General features: G+C 72.5%; 17 protein-coding genes and 1 other RNA gene. 12 read left to right on the top strand and 6 right to left on the bottom strand.

Going from position 1 to position 19,521, the window contains the following annotated elements:
- Positions 1 to 281: 281 nt before the first annotated feature.
- Both MID12_RS10630 and MID12_RS10625 read right to left on the bottom strand, forming a co-directional pair.
- On the bottom strand, positions 282 to 3,929 hold the full coding sequence (locus MID12_RS10630) for an FHA domain-containing protein (RefSeq protein WP_263166438.1): 3,648 nt from the start codon (positions 3,927 to 3,929) through the stop codon (positions 282 to 284).
- Positions 3,930 to 4,397: 468 nt separating this feature from the next.
- A complete protein-coding gene (locus MID12_RS10625; RefSeq protein ID WP_040249311.1) occupies positions 4,398 to 4,682 on the bottom strand; it encodes a hypothetical protein in 285 nt (94 codons plus the stop codon).
- 264 nt (positions 4,683 to 4,946) lie between these two features.
- Between MID12_RS10625 and MID12_RS10620 the strand changes: the two genes are divergently transcribed.
- The 4 genes from MID12_RS10620 (at position 4,947) to MID12_RS10605 (ending at position 10,357) form a co-directional block, all read left to right on the top strand.
- A complete protein-coding gene (locus tag MID12_RS10620) occupies positions 4,947 to 6,608 on the top strand; it encodes a serine/threonine-protein kinase (protein WP_263166434.1) in 1,662 nt (553 codons plus the stop codon).
- A 288-nt stretch (positions 6,609 to 6,896) separates the two neighbouring features.
- A complete protein-coding gene (locus MID12_RS10615) occupies positions 6,897 to 8,198 on the top strand; it encodes a serine/threonine-protein kinase (protein ID WP_040249299.1) in 1,302 nt (433 codons plus the stop codon).
- A 132-nt stretch (positions 8,199 to 8,330) separates the two neighbouring features.
- Positions 8,331 to 9,440, top strand: a complete 1,110-nt coding sequence (prfB, locus tag MID12_RS10610; protein ID WP_040249285.1) for a peptide chain release factor 2 — start codon at positions 8,331 to 8,333, stop codon at positions 9,438 to 9,440.
- A gap of 308 nt (positions 9,441 to 9,748) precedes the next feature.
- Entirely contained in the window at positions 9,749 to 10,357 is a 609-nt protein-coding gene (locus tag MID12_RS10605; RefSeq protein WP_263166430.1) for an LPXTG cell wall anchor domain-containing protein, read from the top strand.
- 245 nt (positions 10,358 to 10,602) lie between these two features.
- Here the strand turns inward: MID12_RS10605 and MID12_RS10600 are convergent, their stop codons facing one another.
- Positions 10,603 to 10,794, bottom strand: a complete 192-nt coding sequence (locus MID12_RS10600) for a hypothetical protein (protein WP_040249279.1) — start codon at positions 10,792 to 10,794, stop codon at positions 10,603 to 10,605.
- A gap of 302 nt (positions 10,795 to 11,096) precedes the next feature.
- Here MID12_RS10600 and ftsE point away from each other — a divergent pair, with 302 nt between their 5' ends.
- From ftsE to MID12_RS10570, 6 genes are all read left to right on the top strand, one after another.
- Positions 11,097 to 11,786, top strand: coding sequence for a cell division ATP-binding protein FtsE (gene ftsE / locus MID12_RS10595; protein WP_040249277.1), 690 nt, complete (start codon positions 11,097 to 11,099; stop codon positions 11,784 to 11,786).
- Positions 11,787 to 11,847: 61 nt separating this feature from the next.
- Positions 11,848 to 12,765, top strand: coding sequence for a permease-like cell division protein FtsX (gene ftsX / locus MID12_RS10590; RefSeq protein WP_040249275.1), 918 nt, complete (start codon positions 11,848 to 11,850; stop codon positions 12,763 to 12,765).
- A gap of 67 nt (positions 12,766 to 12,832) precedes the next feature.
- Positions 12,833 to 14,017 (top strand): S41 family peptidase, encoded by a 1,185-nt coding sequence (locus MID12_RS10585; protein WP_040249274.1) that lies wholly within the window; start codon positions 12,833 to 12,835, stop codon positions 14,015 to 14,017.
- An 18-nt stretch (positions 14,018 to 14,035) separates the two neighbouring features.
- Positions 14,036 to 14,515 carry an SsrA-binding protein SmpB gene (gene smpB / locus MID12_RS10580; protein WP_040249271.1) on the top strand — a complete coding sequence of 160 codons (480 nt, stop codon included), beginning with the start codon at positions 14,036 to 14,038 and terminating at the stop codon, positions 14,513 to 14,515.
- 180 nt (positions 14,516 to 14,695) lie between these two features.
- Positions 14,696 to 15,065, top strand: a transfer-messenger RNA (tmRNA) gene (gene ssrA, locus MID12_RS10575).
- A gap of 174 nt (positions 15,066 to 15,239) precedes the next feature.
- A complete protein-coding gene (locus MID12_RS10570; RefSeq protein WP_263166420.1) occupies positions 15,240 to 15,731 on the top strand; it encodes an NUDIX hydrolase in 492 nt (163 codons plus the stop codon).
- A gap of 19 nt (positions 15,732 to 15,750) precedes the next feature.
- Here MID12_RS10570 and MID12_RS32430 read toward each other — a convergent pair whose 3' ends face one another.
- From MID12_RS32430 to MID12_RS10560, 3 genes are read right to left on the bottom strand one after another with little or no spacing between them, the layout of a single operon-like run.
- A complete protein-coding gene (locus MID12_RS32430; protein ID WP_411576937.1) occupies positions 15,751 to 16,212 on the bottom strand; it encodes a deaminase in 462 nt (153 codons plus the stop codon).
- A gap of 6 nt (positions 16,213 to 16,218) precedes the next feature.
- Entirely contained in the window at positions 16,219 to 16,899 is a 681-nt protein-coding gene (locus MID12_RS32425) for a RibD family protein (RefSeq protein WP_411576936.1), read from the bottom strand.
- Entirely contained in the window at positions 16,896 to 17,768 is an 873-nt protein-coding gene (locus tag MID12_RS10560; protein ID WP_263166418.1) for a hypothetical protein, read from the bottom strand. Before MID12_RS10560 ends, MID12_RS32425 begins: the two co-directional genes overlap by 4 nt.
- A gap of 195 nt (positions 17,769 to 17,963) precedes the next feature.
- Between MID12_RS10560 and MID12_RS10555 the strand changes: the two genes are divergently transcribed.
- Both MID12_RS10555 and MID12_RS10550 read left to right on the top strand, forming a co-directional pair.
- Positions 17,964 to 18,848, top strand: coding sequence for a radical SAM protein (locus MID12_RS10555; RefSeq protein WP_263166415.1), 885 nt, complete (start codon positions 17,964 to 17,966; stop codon positions 18,846 to 18,848).
- A complete protein-coding gene (locus MID12_RS10550) occupies positions 18,841 to 19,515 on the top strand; it encodes a hypothetical protein (RefSeq protein WP_263166412.1) in 675 nt (224 codons plus the stop codon). The genes MID12_RS10555 and MID12_RS10550 overlap by 8 nt, the downstream gene beginning before the upstream one ends.
- Positions 19,516 to 19,521 lie beyond the last annotated feature (6 nt).

The following is a 19,521-nucleotide window of genomic DNA, read 5'->3' as shown; positions in this document are numbered from 1 at the left end:
CCGTTGTCCCGTAACGGTCTGGTCTACGCCCGCGTGGACGACGGCGGCAAGGGCTTCTGCGAGGTCACGGTCATGATCGTGACGGGGTCGTGATCTGCGGCGGTGCCAAGGGCCCACAAGCCTCTGATCACCGCACACACGGGGCACTTGGGACCCAGCGGAACAGGGGTTGCGCACCCCTTCGAGAAGGGGATAAGGGCCGGTCGGGGTCGCTGCCCCGGGCCCGCGCACGGGGCCCCGCAGCGGGCGTACGCACCCCTCACCCCCGGCGGCACCCGCCCTCACAGCAGCGAGGGCACCGGCCGCACCTGCACCGAACGGGCCGCCCGCTCCAGGGCGCTGGCCAGCAGGGCCAGATCGGTGGGGCCGTTGCCCAGCTCGCGCACCGGGCGCCGGGCGGGCGGATCGCCCATCCGCTCCCACTCCAGGGGGACCACGGTGGGCCGCAGGGTCGCGGTGCGCGGGATCCGCCCGGTGACCCGGCCCGCCTGGAGGGGGGTGGTCCGGCCGTCCGGGCCGTGCAGCCGCCCGCGCCCGGGCGCCGGGTCCTCGGGCCCCGGCGCGGGGGCGTCCAGGCTCAGCCGCAGCGCCGCACCGGCGGCCGGGGCCCAGCCGGAGAGGCGTTCGCCGCCGGAGGCCACCAGATGCACCCCGAGCCGCTCCCCCTCGCGGGCGACGGCCTCCAGGGCGCGTATCACCGAGCCCGCCGCGGGCCGCCCCGGCGAGCCGAGCGGCGGGGCGAGCAGCGCGTCCACGTCGTCGACCAGGACGACCAGCCGGGGCAGCGGCGCCCCCGGCTCGCCCTCGGCCGCGCGCGGGGCGGGCCGCAGCCGCAGGGTCGTACTGGGCGGCCCGTCGACCTCCCCCGCCGCGGGCACGGCCCGGCCGCCCTCGCCGCCCTCGCTCCGCCGGGCCCCGGGGACGCGGGGCCCGGCGGGCGGCTCCACGGTGCCGGTGCCCCCCGGTGCCCGGCCCTGCTCCCGGGCGCCGGACTCGGGGCCCCGGCGCGGGGGCGCCGGCGGCGCGTGCTTGCGGCCGCCGTGCCACTGGGCGAAGCCGTTCAGGCCGAGCAGCCCGGCCCGGCGCTTCAGCTCCGCGGTCAGCGCCTGCGCGAACTCCCGCATCCGTACCGGGTCGTTGGCGGTGAGATGGGTCGTGACATGCGGCAGGTCGGTACAGACCCGCAGCCCCTCGCCGACGGCCGGGCCCGCCGTGCCGTCCCGCCCGTCGACCAGGACCATCGCCAGCCGGTCGGGGCGCTCCGCCGCGGCGAGCGAGGCGGCCACCGCCCGCAGCACCTCGCTGCGCCCGCTGCCCGCGGGCCCCTCCACCACGGCGTGCGGCCCCTCGGCGACCAGATCCATCAGTACGGGTCCGCGCGGCCCGGCGCCGAGCACCGCGAGCGCCCGGCCGCCCGGACAGGAGGTGTCGTCCGCCGCGGCCGCCCAACGCGCCATCAGGGAAGCCGGGGTGGCCCGGGCGAGCCCCAACTCGTCGAGGAGCCGGGCCACTTGGGGCAGGGGCGCGGAGATCCGCGCGGTGGAGCCGCCGGAGCCTTCGGTACGCAGCGGGGCGAGCGCCCGCGCGAAACGGTCCGCCCAGGCCGCCGAGACCGCGTCCAGGGTGCCGGGCAGCCCCAGCCCGGCGGCCCCGGCGCGGCCCGTGTCGCGCGGCGCCGGGTGCAGCAGGCGCAGGGCGGTGGCCACCTCGCCGGTCAGCAGCGCGGCGGCCCCGCAGGCGCGGAAGGCCGGGGAGGCGGTGCAGGCGCTCTCGTACGTCTCGTGCAGCGGGGAGGCGGCCGAGGCGGGCGGGGTGGTGGCCAGGCACAGGACATGGATCCCGGCGAGCGCGCCCTGCGCGGCGAGCCGGGTCACCGCCTCGCGCAGCGCCACGGAACCGGGGTCCCCGTCGACCACGACGACGGTGGCGGCGAGGGTGTTCGGGGCGGGACCGCTCGCGCCGGGGGAGGGGGCGGTGCCGGGTCCGTGCGCGGGGGAAAAGGGTGCGGTGCCGGGTCCGGCCGCGGCGGGAGAGGGGACGGTGCCCGGTCCGTCCGCGGTGGTGGCGTATCCGTCCGGGAGGTGACCCGCGGGGTCGTCGGCGGCCGGGTGGGGCGGCTGGGGAGCGGTGTGCCCGGCGAGCAAGTCGTCGAGCCTGCGCAGCAGTTCACCGGTGCGGGCGGTGGCCTGTTCGCGGTCGAAGGCGAGCAGCAGGCGGCAGTCCTGGCCGTGCGCCGGGCGCAGATGCGGCAGCCAGCCCAGCCAGGCCCAGTCGGCGAGATGGGCGGCCGTGCCGCGCGCCCGGTCCGTGCTCAGCAGGACGATCTGGAGGTCCTCCGGCGCGTGCAGCGCCGCGAGTTGGGCGAGCACCGCGCGGGCGAGCCCGGTGACCCGCTCGCGGGGGCCCGCGAGCCCCAGCGAACCCGCCTCGCGCAGGCTCAGCGTCAACGGCACCGGACGACGGCCGCCCGGCGCGTCGCCGAGGCCGAGCCGCACGGTCAGCGCCTGCGGATGCTCCGGGTCCCGCTCCCACAGGCGGGGTCCGGGGCCGAGCGCGGTCAGCAGCAGCGCGGCCGGATCGGGACAGGGCTCCGGACCGGCGGGCCCCGGCGGCGGCCCCTCCTCGAAGGCGTGGTCGCGGGCGGCGGGCTCCGCGGCCGGGGGCTCCTGCGGACCGCCGCCTCCGGCGAGCCGCCGCGCCCAGCCCGCGAGCCCCCGGCGGCGCACGCCCCGGGGCACGGGGGTACCGCGCAGCGGCGTACCGCGCCGGTTGCCCTCGGCGCCCGGCGGCCCGCCCTGGTACGGCACCGTGTGCGTGCTGTCCGGACCCGGCTCGTCCCAGGCGGAGTCGCCGTACCCGTGCCCGGTCGGGGCGGTGCCCGGGGGAGCGGCGTGACCGGCGGCCGGCCGGCCCTCGCCCGGGGTACGCGCCTGCGGAACCCGCGGCTGCGCGCCGCCGGGGCGAGGCGCGCTCGCCTGGGGTCCCGCCGGATCAGGCCTCGTCTGACCGAGCCCGGCGGGGCCAGACCCCGCTGGAGCAGAGCCCATCGGAGCAGAGCCCATCGGACCAGAGCCCACCTGACCAGAGCCCGTGGGACCGGGCCTCATCGGATCAAGTCCGGTGGGATCAGCGCCCGTCGGTCCATACCCCGTCGGCCCATGCCCCGTCGGCCCCTGCGCTGTCGGCCCCTGCCCCGTCGGGCCCGGCCCCGCCGATTCAGGGCCCTCGGCCGGGGACTCCCGCGGCCGGGACCCCAACTCCTCGCGCGGGTGCGGGAGTCGGGTGCCGCGGTCCTCGGGCAGGCGCAGGTGGCCCTCGCCGTCCGCCGCGGTGCGCAGGACGAGGCCGCCGTCGCCAGCGGGCGTGAGCCGCAGCGCGGACTCGCCGAGGCGCAGCAGCCCGCCGGGTGCCAGCGGGACGGGGTCGGGGCCGACCGGCCGCCCGTCCAGGAGGGTGCCGTTGGTGGAGCCGAGGTCGGTGGCGGTGACACTGCCGTCCTCGGCGACGGTGACCGCGCAGTGCAGCCGGGAGACGTCCGGGTCGTCCAGGGGTACGTCCGCCTCCGCGCTGCGGCCGATCAGGATCTGCCCGCCGTGCAGCAGATGCACCCCGCCCGCGTCCGGGCCCGCCACCACGTGGAGTTGGGCCGCCCCCGCCGCGAGGTCGGGCCCCGCCTCGCCCACCGAGCCGAGACAGAGCACCGCCCCGTCGGTCAGCGGGGGTTCGCCGAGCACGCTGCGCCCGCTGTCCAGGCGCTGGCCGCCCGCGTAGAGGACCGGCTGCCCCTCACCGCCGCCGACCGCGGCCGCGAGCGCCGGGGCCACCGCCGCGAGCGCGGTACCGGCGGGGGCGGTGACCAGCACATCGCTCGCCCGCTCGGGGACCTGCGGTACGGGCCCCGGCCCGAGGACGGTCAGCCGGATCTGCATGGATGCGGCGGTCCCTTCTGCGCGGGCGCCCGGCACGGGGACGCGGCGAACTCCCCCGACGCGCCGGGCACGTGGGCCAGTACAGAGGAGCATCCTCGCACCTGCCACCGACAACACGCCCGCCGGGCGACCAGGAATGATCATGAATGGCCGGGTCCGTGCGCACAAGAGGCCGGTCCCGACCGTCTCACCCCTCGGCCCCGGGAGCCCCGGGAACCCGGCCCGGTCTCCGGCAACCGCCGCGGGCCGTACGGACGTCTTCCGTAGCGCGGGCTCTTTCACGGGATCCCGCGGCAGCGGACGTACGAGAGACCGCAGACGTACGAGGCAGTGGGCGTACGCGGCGGGCGTACGAGAAGGAGAGGCAGGTGCCGTGCCAGCGGCAGGCGTCCCGCCGGAAGCGGGCGTCCTCCCGGAAACAGGTGTCCGAGCGGTCCGAGCGGTCGCGGTGGTCGCGTCCGGGTGGGCCTAGCGGTCCGAGCCGAAGAGGAAGTCCCGGTCGGCGCGGCCGTTGATCTCGGCGATGACGAGGTGGTGCCGGTGGACTCCGTAGCGCAGGGAGAGGTCGCCGTTGATGAACGCGCGGCGGGCGTCGGGTCCCTCGGGGGCGGTGCCCTTGTCCGGGTACGGGTCCTTCTCCAGCAGGCCGACGGCCATGTCGACCAGCGCCCGGTCCTGCGGGGAGAGCCCCTGGTACTCGGCGCGGGCCTCGACGGAGAACACATGCGTGTAGCCGGGGGCGGTGGCGGTCATGCCCGCGATCGTACGTGAGGCGCCCCGCGCGGGGCCCGCAGCGCCCGCGGCGGTGGCCCGGGGACGCCTCTCACCTGCACAGGTGTCATGGTCACCCCCTTCGCGGGTACGTTCGACGCGCGGCGGCACCCCACTACAGTGGGCGCGAGGACCCCGGACCCTCCGGAGAGCCGACGAGAGACCCAGCTCACGCACCACCCAGACCTCACGCACCACCCAGATCACACAGACCACACGGACCCGGACCAGCAGGGAGCGCATGACGTGCGGCCGGTAGGCAGCAAGTACATCCTGGAGGAGCCGCTCGGCCGCGGCGCCACCGGCACCGTATGGCGGGCCTCCCAGCGGGAGACCGCGGGATCCGAGGCGGCCGTGCAGGGGCGGCCCGGCGAGACCGTGGCCATCAAGGTCCTCAAGGAGGAGCTGGCGGGCGACGCGGACGTGGTGATGCGCTTCCTGCGCGAGCGTTCGGTGCTCATGCGGCTCACCCACGAGAACATCGTGCGGGTGCGCGACCTGGTCGTGGAGGGCGATCTGCTCGCCCTGGTCATGGACCTGATCGAGGGCCCCGATCTGCACCGCTATCTGCGGCAGAACGGCCCCTTCAGCCCGGTCGCCGCCGCCCTGGTGACCGCGCAGATCGCCGACGCCCTCGCCGCCAGCCACGCCGACGGCGTCGTGCACCGGGATCTGAAGCCCGCGAACGTCCTGCTCAAGCAGCAGGACGGCGCGATGCATCCGATGCTGACCGACTTCGGCATCGCCCGCCTCGCCGACTCCCCGGGCCTGACCCGCACCCACGAGTTCGTCGGCACCCCGGCCTATGTCGCCCCCGAGTCCGCCGAGGGCCGGCCGCAGACCTCCGCCGTGGACGTCTACGGCGCGGGCATCCTGCTCTACGAGCTGCTCACCGGGCGCCCGCCCTTCTCCGGCGAATCCGCCCTGGAGGTGCTGCACCAGCACATCAGCTCCGAGCCCCGGCGGCCCTCCACGGTGCCGGACCCGCTGTGGACGGTGGTCGAGCGCTGCCTGCGCAAGGACCCGGACCAGCGGCCCAGCGCCGAGAACCTCGCGCGGGCGCTGCGGGTGGTCGCCCAGGGCGTCGGCGTGCACGCCTCCTCGGCGCAGATCGCCGCCGCGGAGAACGTCGCGGGCCTGCTCGCCCCCGACCCCGCCCCGACCGCCGTGCACGAGGTGCCCGGCGCGGCCGACCCCACCCAGGTCCTCGACCGCCCGGGCGGCGCCCACGACCCCGAGGCCGCCACCAGCGTGCTGCCGCACACCGGGGGATCCCCCGGCCAGGGCGGCGGGCAGGGCGGCGGCGACGCGACCGCGGTGCTGCCGCCGGTGCCGCCCGGCCAGGGCTCCGAGCCGGAGGGCCCACACCCCTGGCAGAGCCAGCTGCGCGCCGCCCGCGACCGCAACGAGCAGACCCAGTACCTCGACCCGGGCCAGGACCCGCTGCGCCGCCGCCCGCAACGCCAGGTGGCCCGGCCGCAGCAGCAGCAACCCCGGCAGCCGCAACAGCAGCAGCCCCGGCCCCAGCAGCGGCGCTCCACGCCCCAGCCGGAGCAGTACGCCCCCCAGCAGCAGCCGCAGCGGTACGCCCCGCAACCGGTGCAGCCCCAGCCGCAGCACTACGCGCCGCCCCAGCAGCCGGCCGCCCCGCAGCAGCCGCGCGAGCGCCGGCGCAGCGCCAACCCGGCCCGGATCCCCGGCCTCGGCTGCCTCAAGGGGTGCCTGATCACCCTGGTGGTGCTCTTCGTCGCGGGCTGGCTGGTGTGGGAGCTGAGCCCGCTCCAGGACTGGATCGGTACGTCCAAGGGCTACTGGGACCAGATCAGCGACCTGTTCTCCAAGGTCTCCGGACTCCTCGACGACCTCGGCGGCTCCGGGGGCGACGGCGGGGGCGGCGGCGGCAACTGACGCGCGGCACAGGGCGGGTGGCGGACCTCGGCGTCCGCCACCCGCCCTCTGCTTTCCCCGCTGCTCCCCTCTCGGCTTCCCTGTCGCCGACGGGTGCCCGGGCGCCCGAAGCGCCCCGGCACCCTCCAACACCCCTCCTATTCAGCCGACTTGTCGACATCCAGCGGGTGATTTCCCGCGGGGATGCGCGGCTTGGCTCTCGGGGCGCGTAGTTTTGTCGACCGTGGGGTTCCGGGAGGCGTCCTTCCGGAGAGGTGAAGCCGCCAGCCCGCGTCGGTAGGAGCAGCCTTGGCACGGAAAATCGGCAGCCGGTACACCGCGAACCAGATCCTGGGCCGCGGCAGCGCCGGCACGGTGTGGCTGGGCGAGGGGCCCGAGGGCCCGGTCGCCATCAAGACGCTGCGCGAGGACCTCGCCTGCGACCAGGAGCTGGTCGGCAGGTTCGTCCAGGAGCGCACGGCCCTGCTCAGCCTCGACCACCCGCGGGTGGTCGGCGTGCACGAGCTGGTCGTCGACGGGCACGACCTCGCCCTGGTGATGGACCTGGTCCGCGGTACGGACCTGCGGACCCGCCTGGAGCGGGAGCGCAGGCTCGCCCCCGAGGCGGCCGTCGCGATCACCGCGGACGTCGCGGAGGCGCTCGCCGCCGCGCACGCCGCGCAGATCGTGCACCGCGACGTGAAGCCGGAGAACATCCTGCTCGACATGCAGGGCCCGCTCGGACCGGGTGGCTCGCATCCCGCGCTGCTCACCGACTTCGGTGTCGCCAAGCTCATCGACTCCACCCGGCGCGCCCTGCCGCAGGGCCCCGCGGCGCCGGGCAGACCGGGCGCCAAGAAGATCATCGGCACCCCCGACTACCTCGCCCCGGAGATCGTCGAGGGCCTGCCGCCGCGCGCCTCGGTCGACATCTACGCCCTCGCCACGGTCCTGTACGAACTCCTCGCCGGGTTCACCCCCTTCGGCGGCGGGCACCCGGGCGCGATCCTGCGCCGCCATGTCACCGAGACCGTGGTGCCGCTGCCGGGCATCCCCGAGGAGCTGTGGCAGCTGATCGTCCAGTGCCTGGCCAAGGCCCCGGCCTCCCGGCTGCGCGCCGGTGAGCTCGCGGCCCGGCTGCGGGAGCAGCTGCCGCTGCTGCGCGGCATGCCGCCGCTGGACGTGGACGAGCCCGAGTCCGCGGACCCGGAGACCGCCGAGCGCCCGGACGCCTCCGGCGGGACCGCCGAGGGCGCCCCGGAGACCGCCGCCTCCGGCCGCCGCCTCGCGGTGCACCGGGGTGCGGTGCCGCTGGTGCCGGGCGCGGCCCCCGACTCCAACCGGGACACCCACACCAGCATGCGGGTGCCGGCCCCGGACGAGCTGGCCGGGGGCGCGCTCGGCACCGCCCGCGCCCCCCGCGCCACGGGCGCGCCCCGCCCCGGCTCGGCCCGCAACCGGGCGGCCGCCCGCAGGCGCCGCCTCACGCTCAGCGCGGCCGGGGTGGTGCTCGCCGCCGCGGTGGGCGTCGGCGCCTGGGTGGCGGGTTCCGGCGACGACTCCGACCCCCAGCAGGAGGAGACCGGCAGCTCGGCCCCGGCCGGTCCCTGAGCGGCCGGGGGCCTGTCCTCGACCGGCCGGGGGCCTGTCCTCGACCGGCCGGGGGCCGGTCCCTGTGCGGGCCGGGCCCGCCCCCTTCCCGGGGCGGGGAGCATCGCTTGCGACAGCCGTTAGGCTGGAGTCGTGGCAGTCGTCGATGTATCCGAAGAGCTCAAGTCCCTCTCCTCGACCATGGAGTCGATCGAGGCCGTATTGGACCTCGACAGGCTGAGGGCCGACATCGCCGTCCTGGAAGAGCAGGCGGCGGCGCCGTCGCTGTGGGACGACCCGGAGGCGGCGCAGAAGATCACCAGCAAGCTCAGCCACCTCCAGGCCGAGGTCCGCAAGGCGGAGGCGCTGCGCTCCCGCATCGACGACCTCGAGGTCCTCTTCGAGCTCGCCGAGGCCGAGGACGACCCGGACACCCAGGCCGAGGCCGAGGGCGAGCTGGCCGCGGTGAAGAAGGCGCTGGACGAGATGGAGGTCCGCACCCTGCTGTCCGGGGAGTACGACTCCCGGGAGGCGCTGGTCAACATCCGCGCCGAGGCGGGCGGCGTGGACGCGGCCGACTTCGCCGAGCAGCTGCAGCGGATGTACCTGCGCTGGGCGGAGCGGCACGGCTACAAGACCGAGGTGTACGAGACCTCCTACGCCGAAGAGGCCGGGATCAAGTCGACCACCTTCGCCGTCCAGGTGCCGTACGCCTACGGCACCCTCTCCGTCGAGCAGGGCACCCACCGCCTGGTGCGGATCTCGCCCTTCGACAACCAGGGCCGCCGCCAGACCTCCTTCGCGGGGGTCGAGGTGCTGCCGGTGGTCGAGCAGACCGACCACATCGACATCGACGAGTCCGAACTGCGGGTGGACGTCTACCGCTCCTCGGGCCCCGGCGGCCAGGGCGTCAACACCACCGACTCCGCGGTCCGCCTGACGCACATCCCGACCGGCATCGTCGTCTCCTGCCAGAACGAGCGCTCGCAGATCCAGAACAAGGCGACCGCGATGAACGTCCTCCAGGCCAAGCTGCTCGAACGCCGCCGCCAGGAGGAGCAGGCCAAGATGGACGCGCTCAAGGGCGACGGCGGCAACTCCTGGGGAAACCAGATGCGTTCGTACGTCCTGCACCCGTACCAGATGGTCAAGGACCTGCGCACCGAGTTCGAGGTGGGCAATCCGCAGTCCGTGCTCGACGGTGAGATCGACGGCTTCCTGGAGGCCGGAATTCGCTGGCGCAAGCAGCAGGACAACCAGTAACGCCCCGCCGGAGCGCGGAAGTTGCGCGCCCGGAGCTTTGTCGACAAGGCAACTGCCCTCCCAAAGAGGACAGTTGCCTTGTTTCTTGCGGTATTCGTCACAGTCCTGTGGAGAGTTCGCGGGCAACAGCACCTAAGTCGGACATCGCGGTCGCAACGGCCTTGACGGTGTTCACACCGCTGGGAAAGGGTGACGCGCGGCATGCGTAACTCTGGGACGGGTGGGAACAGGCGGGCAGGTTCAGCCTCTTCGAGACCGTGACCCGGGCGCTGCTCCACTGACGAATAGCTACTGGGGGTAGCAAGCAGATGACCAAGAAGACGCGGATCCGGATCGCGCGCGTCGCCGCCGGTGCGGTGATCGCGGCCGGTGCCTCGCTGTCCGCCGCCGGTGTCGCCTCGGCGAGCGACGGCACGGCCCAGGACTGCGGTCTGCTCGGCGGGATCTTCGGTTGCGAGGAGGGTGACGAGCCGGGCGACGAGCCCACCGAGATCCCCACCGAGCCCACCGACGACCCGACGGAGCCCACCGAGGTCCCGACCGAGCCGACGGACGAGCCCACCGAGCCGACCGACGAGCCGACCGAGCCCACGGACGAGCCCACCGAGCCGACCGAGGAGCCCACCGAGCCCACGGACGAGCCCACCGAGCCGACCGGCGAGCCCACCTCGGAGCCGAGCGAGCCCGGCAACGACACCGACCCCGACGGCGGTTCGATCCCCGACGACCAGGGCAAGGACGACCTGACCGACACCGGCTCCAAGCCGGTCGAGCAGGGCAAGCCCGACGGAGAGCTGGCCGAGACCGGTGCCGCCGAGAACACCACCTACCTGGTGATCGGCGCCGCCACCATGATCGCCGGTGGCGTGGGCTTCCGCCTGCTGCCCCGTCTCGTCGGCGGCCGCACCGCCGCCTGAGTCCCGCGGGGCCCGCGGGCCCGCCGAGCGTGACGACACCACGAAGGCCCGGAGCCACCGCTCCGGGCCTCTCGTGTGCGTGGGGGTCGTGCGTGGGGACGGCGCCGGTACGCACGTATCGCCTGCCGTGACGCCGCGGACACGGACGGTTCCGCGCGGACGCCGACAGTTCCGTACGGTCGCGGACAGTTGCGTACGGTCGGTGCGGACAGTTGCGTACGGCCAGTGCGGACGGTTCCGTACGGTCAGGCGGTCTGGTGCGCCACCAGTGCCACCGCCGTGATCAGTATCGCGAGCAGGGCTATCAGCATCATCGGGTTGAGCCCGGCGAAGGGGCCCTGCTGCTGCATGCGCTCGCGGCTGGCCCGGCAGACCGGGCAGCGGCCCTCGCTCACCGGTGCCGCGCAGTTCGCGCACACCAGTCGGTCGTAGGTCATGCGCACTCCTCCTCCCGCACGGCGGGCCCTGTTCACCGGGGGCCGGGGCCCTGATGGCGGTGGTTCTGCAGGGGCACAACGCCCGGGGAACCGCATCCGTTCCCCTTCCCACTGTGCCAGCTCCGGCGGATTTCGGCGCGGTCCGCAGCTTCTTGCCCCGTTTCGCCCGTTCCGCGCGCCTGGAGTGGTGACAAAACACGCAAGGCATGCCCAAGTCGGGCCGTGGACTGCGCGCGTACACCGCTGTCGCGTATGGTCACGCTCACCTACCCCCGACGCCCCAAAAGCTCCGAGGCGCACCCGTGATCCGATTCGACAACGTCTCCAAGGTCTACCCCAAACAGAACCGCCCCGCACTCAGGGAAGTCTCCCTGGAGGTCGAGCGCGGCGAGTTCGTGTTCCTGGTGGGTTCCTCCGGTTCCGGGAAGTCGACCTTCCTGCGGCTGATCCTGCGCGAGGAGCGCACCAGTCACGGCCAGGTCCACGTCCTCGGCAAGGACCTGGCCCGGCTGTCGAACTGGAAGGTGCCGCACATGCGCCGCCAGCTCGGCACCGTCTTCCAGGACTTCCGGCTGCTGCCGAACAAGACCGTCGCGGAGAACGTCGCCTTCGCGCAGGAGGTCATCGGCAAGTCCCGGGGCGAGATCCGCAAGTCGGTGCCGCAGGTGCTCGACCTGGTGGGCCTCGGCGGCAAGGAGGACCGGATGCCCGGCGAGCTGTCCGGCGGCGAGCAGCAGCGCGTGGCCATCGCCCGCGCCTTCGTCAACCGCCCCAAGCTGCTGATCGCCGACGAGCCGACCGGCAACCTCGACCCGCAGACCTCCGTGGGCATCATGAAGCTGCTCGACCGCATCAACCGCACCGGCACCACCGTGGTGATGGCCACCCACGACCAGAACATCGTGGACCAGATGCGCAAGCGCGTGATCGAGCTGGAGAAGGGCCGTCTCGTACGCGACCAGGCGCGCGGTGTCTACGGATACCAGCACTGAGCCGGCCGCGGTGCACACCGGAGTCGAGCAGATGATCCACGGAAAGGCCTGAAACCCCGCCATGCGCGCACAGTTCGTCCTGTCGGAGATCGGCGTCGGTCTCCGCCGCAATCTCACGATGACCTTCGCGGTCGTGGTCTCCGTGGCCCTCTCGCTCGCCCTGTTCGGCGGCTCGCTGCTGATGCGCGACCAGGTGAGCACCATGAAGGGCTACTGGTACGACAAGGTCAACGTCTCCATCTTCCTGTGCAACAAGGGCGATGCCGAGTCGGACGCCAACTGCGCCAAGGGCGCCGTCACCAGTGAGCAGAAGAAGCAGATCCAGACCGATCTGCAGAAGATGCCGGTGGTCGACAAGGTCATCTACGAGTCCAGCGACGAGGCCTACAAGCACTACAAGGAGCAGTTCGGCGACTCCCCGCTGGCCAGTTCGCTGACCCCGGACCAGATGCAGGAGTCCTTCCGCGTCAAGCTCAAGGACCCGCAGAAGTACGCGGTGATCGCCACCGCCTTCGACGGCCGGGACGGCGTGCAGTCGGTGCAGGACCAGAAGAGCGTCCTGGACAACCTCTTCGAACTGCTCAACGGCATGAACTGGGCGGCGATCATGGTGATGCTGCTCATGCTGGTGGTCGCGCTGATGCTGATCGTCAACACGGTGCGGGTCTCCGCCTTCAGCAGACGGCGGGAGACCGGCATCATGCGGCTCGTCGGCGCCTCCAGTTTCTACATCCAGGCGCCGTTCATCATGGAGGCCGCCGTCGCCGGGCTCATCGGCGCGGGCGTGGCCTGCCTCATGCTCGTGGTGGGCCGCTACTTCATCATCGACAACGGCCTCGCCCTCTCCGAGAAGCTGAATCTCATCAACTTCATCGGCTGGGACGCGGTCCTGTCCAAGCTGCCGCTCGTCCTCGCGATCGGCCTGCTGATGCCCGCTCTTGCGGCCTTCTTCGCGTTGCGCAAGTACCTCAAGGTGTGAGACATCCCCACCCGCGCAAGTCCGCAACCACCCCTGTCGAGGACCGGGTTGTCCTAGACTCACCGCCATGTCGGGTCCGGATACCAGCTTCGAGCTCCGCCGCTTGCGCCGCGGGGCCGCCCTGACACTGGTCTTCGCGGGAGTGCTCGCGGCGGGTGCCGCGGGCGGAGCCTTCGGCGGGGACCGCGCTCCGGGCGAGAGGGCCGCGGCCCCGGTGGGCTCCTCACCGGCCGCGCACAAGCAGGACGTACAGGACGTGAACGAGGCGGCGGCCGAGGCGCTGGCCGACGGCAAGTCGGCCGCGGAGGCCGCCCGTCGCGAGGTCAGCCGCAGCGGCGACCGCTGGGGCGCGGTCTACTCCCCGCACGAGTACGAGGAGTTCGCCCAGTCCCTGGACGGCGAGTACACCGGGGTCGGGCTGCGCGCCAGACGCGGCGGCGACGGCGGCATCGAGGTCTCCCGGGTCCAGGAGGGCGGCCCCGCGGACCGCGCCGGGATACGGCGCGGCGACCGGCTGCGCAGCATCGACGGCAAGCGCGTCACGGACCGCCCGGTGACCGAGGTGGTGGCGCTGCTTCGCGGCGACGCCGAGCAGGCCCGCGCCGGCAGCCCCGTCGAACTGGGCCTCAGCCGCGAGGGCCGCGACTGGCGGCAGACGGTACGCAGGGCCGTGCTGCGCACCAGCCCGGTCACCGTGGAGCGGCCGCACCCCGAGGGCCCGGTCCGGATCAAGGTGGACTCCTTCACCAAGGGCGCCGGTGAGCGGGTGCGCGAGGCGGTGCTGAGCGCCCCCGAGGGCGCCGGGGTCCTGCTCGACCTGCGCGGCAACTCCGGCGGCCTGGTCGTCGAGGCCACCCGGGCCGCCTCCGCCTTCCTGGACGGCGGCCTGGTCGCCACCTACGACGTGGACGGCAGCCAGCGCGCCCTGCACGCGGAGCCCGGCGGCGACACCCGCAGGCCGGTGGTCGCCCTGGTCGACGGCGGCACCATGAGCGCGGCCGAGCTGCTCACCGGGGCGCTCCAGGACCGCGGCCGGGCCGTGGTCGTCGGCGAGCGGACCTTCGGCAAGGGCTCGGTGCAGATGCCGAGCGAGCTGCCGGACGGCTCGGTGGCCGAGCTGACCGTGGGCCACTACCGCACCCCCGCGGGCCACCGCCTCGACAACCGCGGCATCACCCCGGACCTGGAGGTCGAGGAGAAGGCCGCTCAGCGGGCCGAGTCGGTATTGAGTGGCCTCGGGGGCCCCTCCTAGTGCGAAAATGGGCGCACTATGGCTAAGGAAAAAGGGCGCAAGCTGATCGCGCAGCACAAGAAGGCGCGGCACGACTACCTCATCCTCGACACCTACGAGGCCGGTCTGGCCCTCACCGGCACCGAGGTGAAGTCGCTGCGCCAGGGGCGGGCCTCGCTGGTCGACGGCTTCGTGCAGCTCGACGACAACGAGGCCTGGCTGCACAACGTGCACATCCCCGAGTACAGCCAGGGCACCTGGACCAACCACAGCGCCCGCCGCAAGCGCAAGCTGCTGCTGCACCGCGTGGAGATCGACAAGCTGGCCGCGAAGTCCCAGGAGAGCGGGCACACCATCGTGCCGCTGGCGCTCTACTTCAAGGACGGCCGGGCCAAGATCGAGATCGCGCTGGCCAAGGGCAAGAAGGAGTACGACAAGCGGCAGACCCTGCGCGAGAAGCAGGACCGCCGCGAGACCGAGCGCGCCATGTCGGCGGTCCGCCGCAAGCAGCGGGCCTGAGCGGGGCCGCGCCCGGGCAGGGCGGCCCCGGGGCGGCCGGGCCCGGCGGCGCCGCCGCGGCGTGCGGCCCGGGCGGGGGAATACGCTGGCCCCCGCCCTCGTCGGTCACGTACGATGGCTACTGCCCGCTCGGACAGGGGCGGCCTCTCGGTGAAGAGGCGGAGCTTTTCAACTCAACATGGGGATGATCGGTTTCGACAGCGGATGTCGAGGCAGGGGAAGCGAGTCGAGGAAGCGGCCATGATCTCGTAAACCACAGGCCGAAAAAAATAATCGCCAATACCAAGCGCGATTCCTTCGCCCTCGCTGCCTAAGTAGCGACTTGCGAAGTGTCAGCCCGGGGGTGTTCCCGACCCGGATCCTGGCATCAGCTAGGGAACTAAACCTCTAGGCCCGGTCACGGGGCGTAGGGGGAAATCACACAGTGGCTGAGCCCGTCGGAGACTTGTTCGCGTGATCTCCGGGGCCGAGAAAATCACAGCGAACTGCACTCGGAGAAGCCCTGGTTCCGCACCGTTGGACGCGGGTTCGATTCCCGCCATCTCCACCACCCCATGGAGCCCCTGGCCTGCCCGTTTTCGCGGCAGACCGGGGGCTTTGGTGTTGCTGCTTCCGCTTTTGCCGCATAGCGGCTGGGGGAGGGTGACCAAAGACAGCAGCCGACTCCCCGGAGAATCACACTCTGTAAAATTCTGGTACCTGTCTGCATTTCCTGAGGATTGGTATGACCCAGAGCCAGCCCACCGAACCGACCCCGTTCGTCCACCCCGACGGTCGCCACCGTCTGGTCGTGGGCGTACACCTGATCCTGCAGCGGAACGACCGAGTGCTCCTCGGCCTCCGGCAGGGCACTGGCTGGCGGGACGGCCACTACCACGTGCCGGCCGGACATCTGGAGTCCGGCGAATCCGCGACCGCAGGTGCCGTACGCGAGGCTGCCGAAGAGCTCGGCCTCGCGCTGCGCGAGGCCGACCTGGAGCTCGTCCATACCGTGCACCACCACAGCGGCTCGGTGGACGACCCCAGGATCCAGCTGTTCTTCCGGGTACGGCACTGGCAGGGGGAACCCGTGAACCGGGAGCCCGAGCTGTGCGCCGACCTGTCCTGGTTCCCGCTCGACCGGCTCCCGGAGCCGATGGTCGACTACACGGCCGTGGCCCTCGCGCAGTTCCGGCGGGGCCTGACGTACTCCAACGTCGGCTGGCCCGCCTCCTGACGGAAGAGTTCGCGAGGACCTACGGGTGGATCAAGTGCACGTTGACGGTCCGGGCCCTGTGCGCCAGCTCCCGCATCTCGACGACCTCGACTCCGGCGGCACGAAGCTGTTCGGCACCGTCGCAGTCGACGAACAGCCTCGGTTCGCGCCAAGCGAAGACGACCCGGGCGATGCGTGCCCTGAGGATGTGCTGGGTGCAGGTGACCGACCGGGAGGCGCGCTTGCTGCACGGCTCCAGGGAGCTGTACAGCGTCGCGGTCGCCAGCGCGGGAGAGCCGGGTGCCAGCTTGGCCAAGGCGGCCTCTTCGGCGTGGTCGTGCGGGTCGTTCTCGCGGGAGTAGCCGGTGGCCAGAACGTCGCCGTCGGCGGCGACGATCAGGGCGCCGACGGAAAAGGCCGTCGTCGAGGGCGGGCACTGCTCGGCCAGCGCGATCGCTTCTGTCAGGCGGCGGCGATCGGCATCGATCGGGATCTCGCTCATGGGTACCTAGTGTGCCGGGAGGTAGCGCAGCAGGACGCAGTCGCCGATCTGCCGTGTCTCCGCGAGCCGCATGTGACGGCCGGGCCCGTTGGCGAATGTGCCGGGGCCCACGAAGCGGGGGGCGTCCCTGTCACCGACGAAGAACGGGGCGAGGACGAGGTGCAGTTCGTCGGCGAGGCCTGCGGTGAGGAACTGCGTGTGCATGCTGCTGCCGCCCTCGACCATCAGCCGGTGCACGCCGCGGGCGTCCAGGTCGGCCAAGAGGCGAGGCAGGTCGATGGATTCTCCGGCATCCACGACCGTGGCCCTCTCACCGAGACGGGCGGTGGCCTTGTCGACGCCGGACGAAGCCGCATAGACGATTTTTTCCTCGCCGCCGGTGGTGAAGAACTTCGCCTCGGGGTCGAGGTCGCCCGAGGTGCTGACGGTGACCTTGACCAGGTTCTTGGTCCTGCCCGCCGCTGCGCGCGCGGCGCGGCGCTGCTCGGACCTGATCAGCAGGCGGGGGTTGTCGCGGCGGATGGTGTTGGCGCCGACGAGGATGGCATCGCACTCGGCACGGACGGCGTCCACGCGGTCGAAGTCCTCCTCGTTGGACAGCAGCAGCCGCGTAGTGGTGGTGTCGTCGATGTAGCCGTCGAGAGAGGCCGCGCAGGACAGCAGAACGTACGGGGCGGCGGTGGTCACAGGGCGGCTCCGGCGGTGTCGGTGAGGACGCTTTCGATGAAGGCGATGTGGTCGTCCACGCTCGAACATGCTTCCACAGCGGCGAGTTGCCCGTCGGTGATCCACGGCCACAAGTTCCGCTCGGCCAAGGCGCGTTCATGGAAGCGGCGGGCAGCTCCGCCGGTAGGAGCAACCGGCAGGACAGGGATGCGGAGGGAGCGGGCGAGATCGAGCTCGTCCTGGGTACCGGGGCCGCCTCCGGCAACGATGACGTAGTTCACGCTGTGGACGATGTTGATGCGGCCGAAGATTCCGGTCGTGGTCCGGAAGTCCGGTGGCCGGTAGTGATCGGCGATATAGGTCATCACTTCGATACCGACCCCCACGGGGCCGTGGCTGATCCGGTAGCGGCGGGCCAGGACGAGGCGGGCCAGGCCCCGTACGGTCTGGTCGAGCGCTTCAGGATCGCAGTCGGGGTGTCGGCTTCCGCAGATCGCGACTCGTAGGTGTCGCTCGGCCTCGTCCGGGCGCGGGCCGGAAGGCTTGGCAGCCTGTGATTCCACGCCGACTTTGGTGACGAGCATGTCAGCGGGAGCGAGGCCTAAGAGCAGGCGGGCGTGGTCCGGCATGACCAGGCCTTCGACGATCCTGGTCAGGACGTCGATGTCCGAGACGCGGCTCTGGCGGGCACCACGCACCCAGTTGGAGATGTCCGCACGGTCGTGTTCGGTCAACAGAGCCAGCTGAGTCTGCGTGCAGTCCGGGAAGGCGGCGAGGTAGGCCCGGAAGAGGCAGCCGAGGTCCCGGTTGGCGAGGTAGGTCTCGATGTCGCCGCGCGCCCAGAAGGCGACGGGCACGGTGGCGGGATCGAAAATCCGGCGTCGCGTCATGTCCAACCGCTCCCGTATGCCGTCAGGTCGAGAGGAATCAGCATGGCAGCCCTGGGTGGCCGCGCACACACTGAGGGTGGGGAACGGTTCCGTGGGACGGTTCCGTGGAACGCATCGATTTCCCCCGGACGCTCGCCCTCTGAGACTCAAGGCCACACCGACCTCACTGGCTTGGGAGGCACTGTGATCAGGGACGTGACCGGAATCGATCACATCGAGACCCTCTATTTGCAGTTGTTGTTCCGCTGCAACTTCGACTGCGCACACTGCTTCCACGGTGAGCGCCTGGCTTGGCGCGACGCCTACACCTACGAGCAGGCTCAGCATCTTCTGGCGCTGATGAAGACCGACTACCAGACGTCGAGGGTGGTGCTGCTGGGCGGTGAGCCACTTCTCCACACCCGCCTGCCCGACCTCGTGCGACACGCTCGCCACGACCTCGGCCTGCGAGTCGAGATCTGCACCAATGGCTACCGGATCGAACGTCGTCTCGGTCAGTGCGCGGACGCGATCGACCTGTTGCGTGTCTCTCTCGAAGGCCTGGAAGTGGCCAACGACCGCATCCGCCGCCCAGGCAGTTTCGCCGCAGCGATGCACACCCTGGCTGTGGCAAGGAACCTCGGCATCGCCACGGGGGCGACGATGACCGTAACCCGCGACACCGTCGATGATGTCCTGCCGCTCGCCCGTCTGCTGCAAGAGGCCGGAGTAGGGCAGCTGAAGTTGCACTGCCTGCGGCCGGTGGGCAACGCCGTCCACCACCCGGAGCTCACGGTCACCGAGCCAACTGCCTATACGGGCATGCTCGTGGAGGTGAAAACCGCCGGCCTCACCATCGACATCGTGGCCGACGAGGACCTCGTGGCCGCCGAGCCCGGCTGCGCAGTGCTGGACCGAGGCGGGCGGATCCAGCGGATCGAGTCGGACCCCCGCGGGGCGCTGACGATGTCCTGCAAGGCCGTGGGCAAGGACGCTCACGCCTTCTGGTACGACAAGGCCGCGGGAGCCATCGTTCACCGGCCCACCGTGACCGACGAGCTGACGCTGCCGGTCGCGGACGTGGTGTACACCCATGTCTGATCTGCCACGCTTCCTTGCCCTGGAGGGGTTGCGCGGGGTGGGGAAGTCCACCGTCGCCCCCCTCGTGGCTGCCGCACTCGGTGCAGAGCTGGTGCCCACCGTGCCTCCCCCGTATGCAGCGGCGCGTCGCCATGTGGACGGCAGAGAGAACCCCGAGGCCCGGATGTGCCTGTACCTGGCCGCGTTGTTCGATGCCGCTGAGCGCATCCGCCAGCTCGGCTGCGAGGGCCGCTCGGTGGTGGTGGAGAGCTACTTCGCCCGCTGCTTTGCCACGCACCTCGGCATGGGGGCCCGCCTGCATGTGGTCCTGCCTCCGCGCCTGCCCGCACCGCTCAGCTTCCGCCTGCTGTGCAGCGAGCCGGAACGGCAGCGCCGGCTGCTCACACGAGTCAAGGCGACCACGCACTGGGATGCCCTCGCCGAATCCAGCGCGAGCCGGATCAGCGCCGTCTACGACCACTTTCCGATGGCGCCGATCGACACCACCGACCACACCCCGCAGCAGGTCGCCGAGACGATCTGCGATCGACTCAGGGAGGACACCGCCGATGCGGACCGAGAGCCTGTGGGCACAGACGCTGACGTTCTTTCCGCAGTTCCTCCGCGCCCTCGACGAGCAGGTCACCGGGGCGGCGAGGATTGCAGTGGTCGGGGCCTCGGACGGTAAGTTCGT

This window comes from Streptomyces sp. SCSIO ZS0520, from assembly GCF_025643355.1.
In the GTDB taxonomy this organism is placed as follows: domain Bacteria; phylum Actinomycetota; class Actinomycetes; order Streptomycetales; family Streptomycetaceae; genus Streptomyces; species Streptomyces physcomitrii.
The sequence above is the reverse complement of the archived record's forward strand: the minus strand, read 5'-3'. Positions and strand labels throughout refer to the sequence as shown.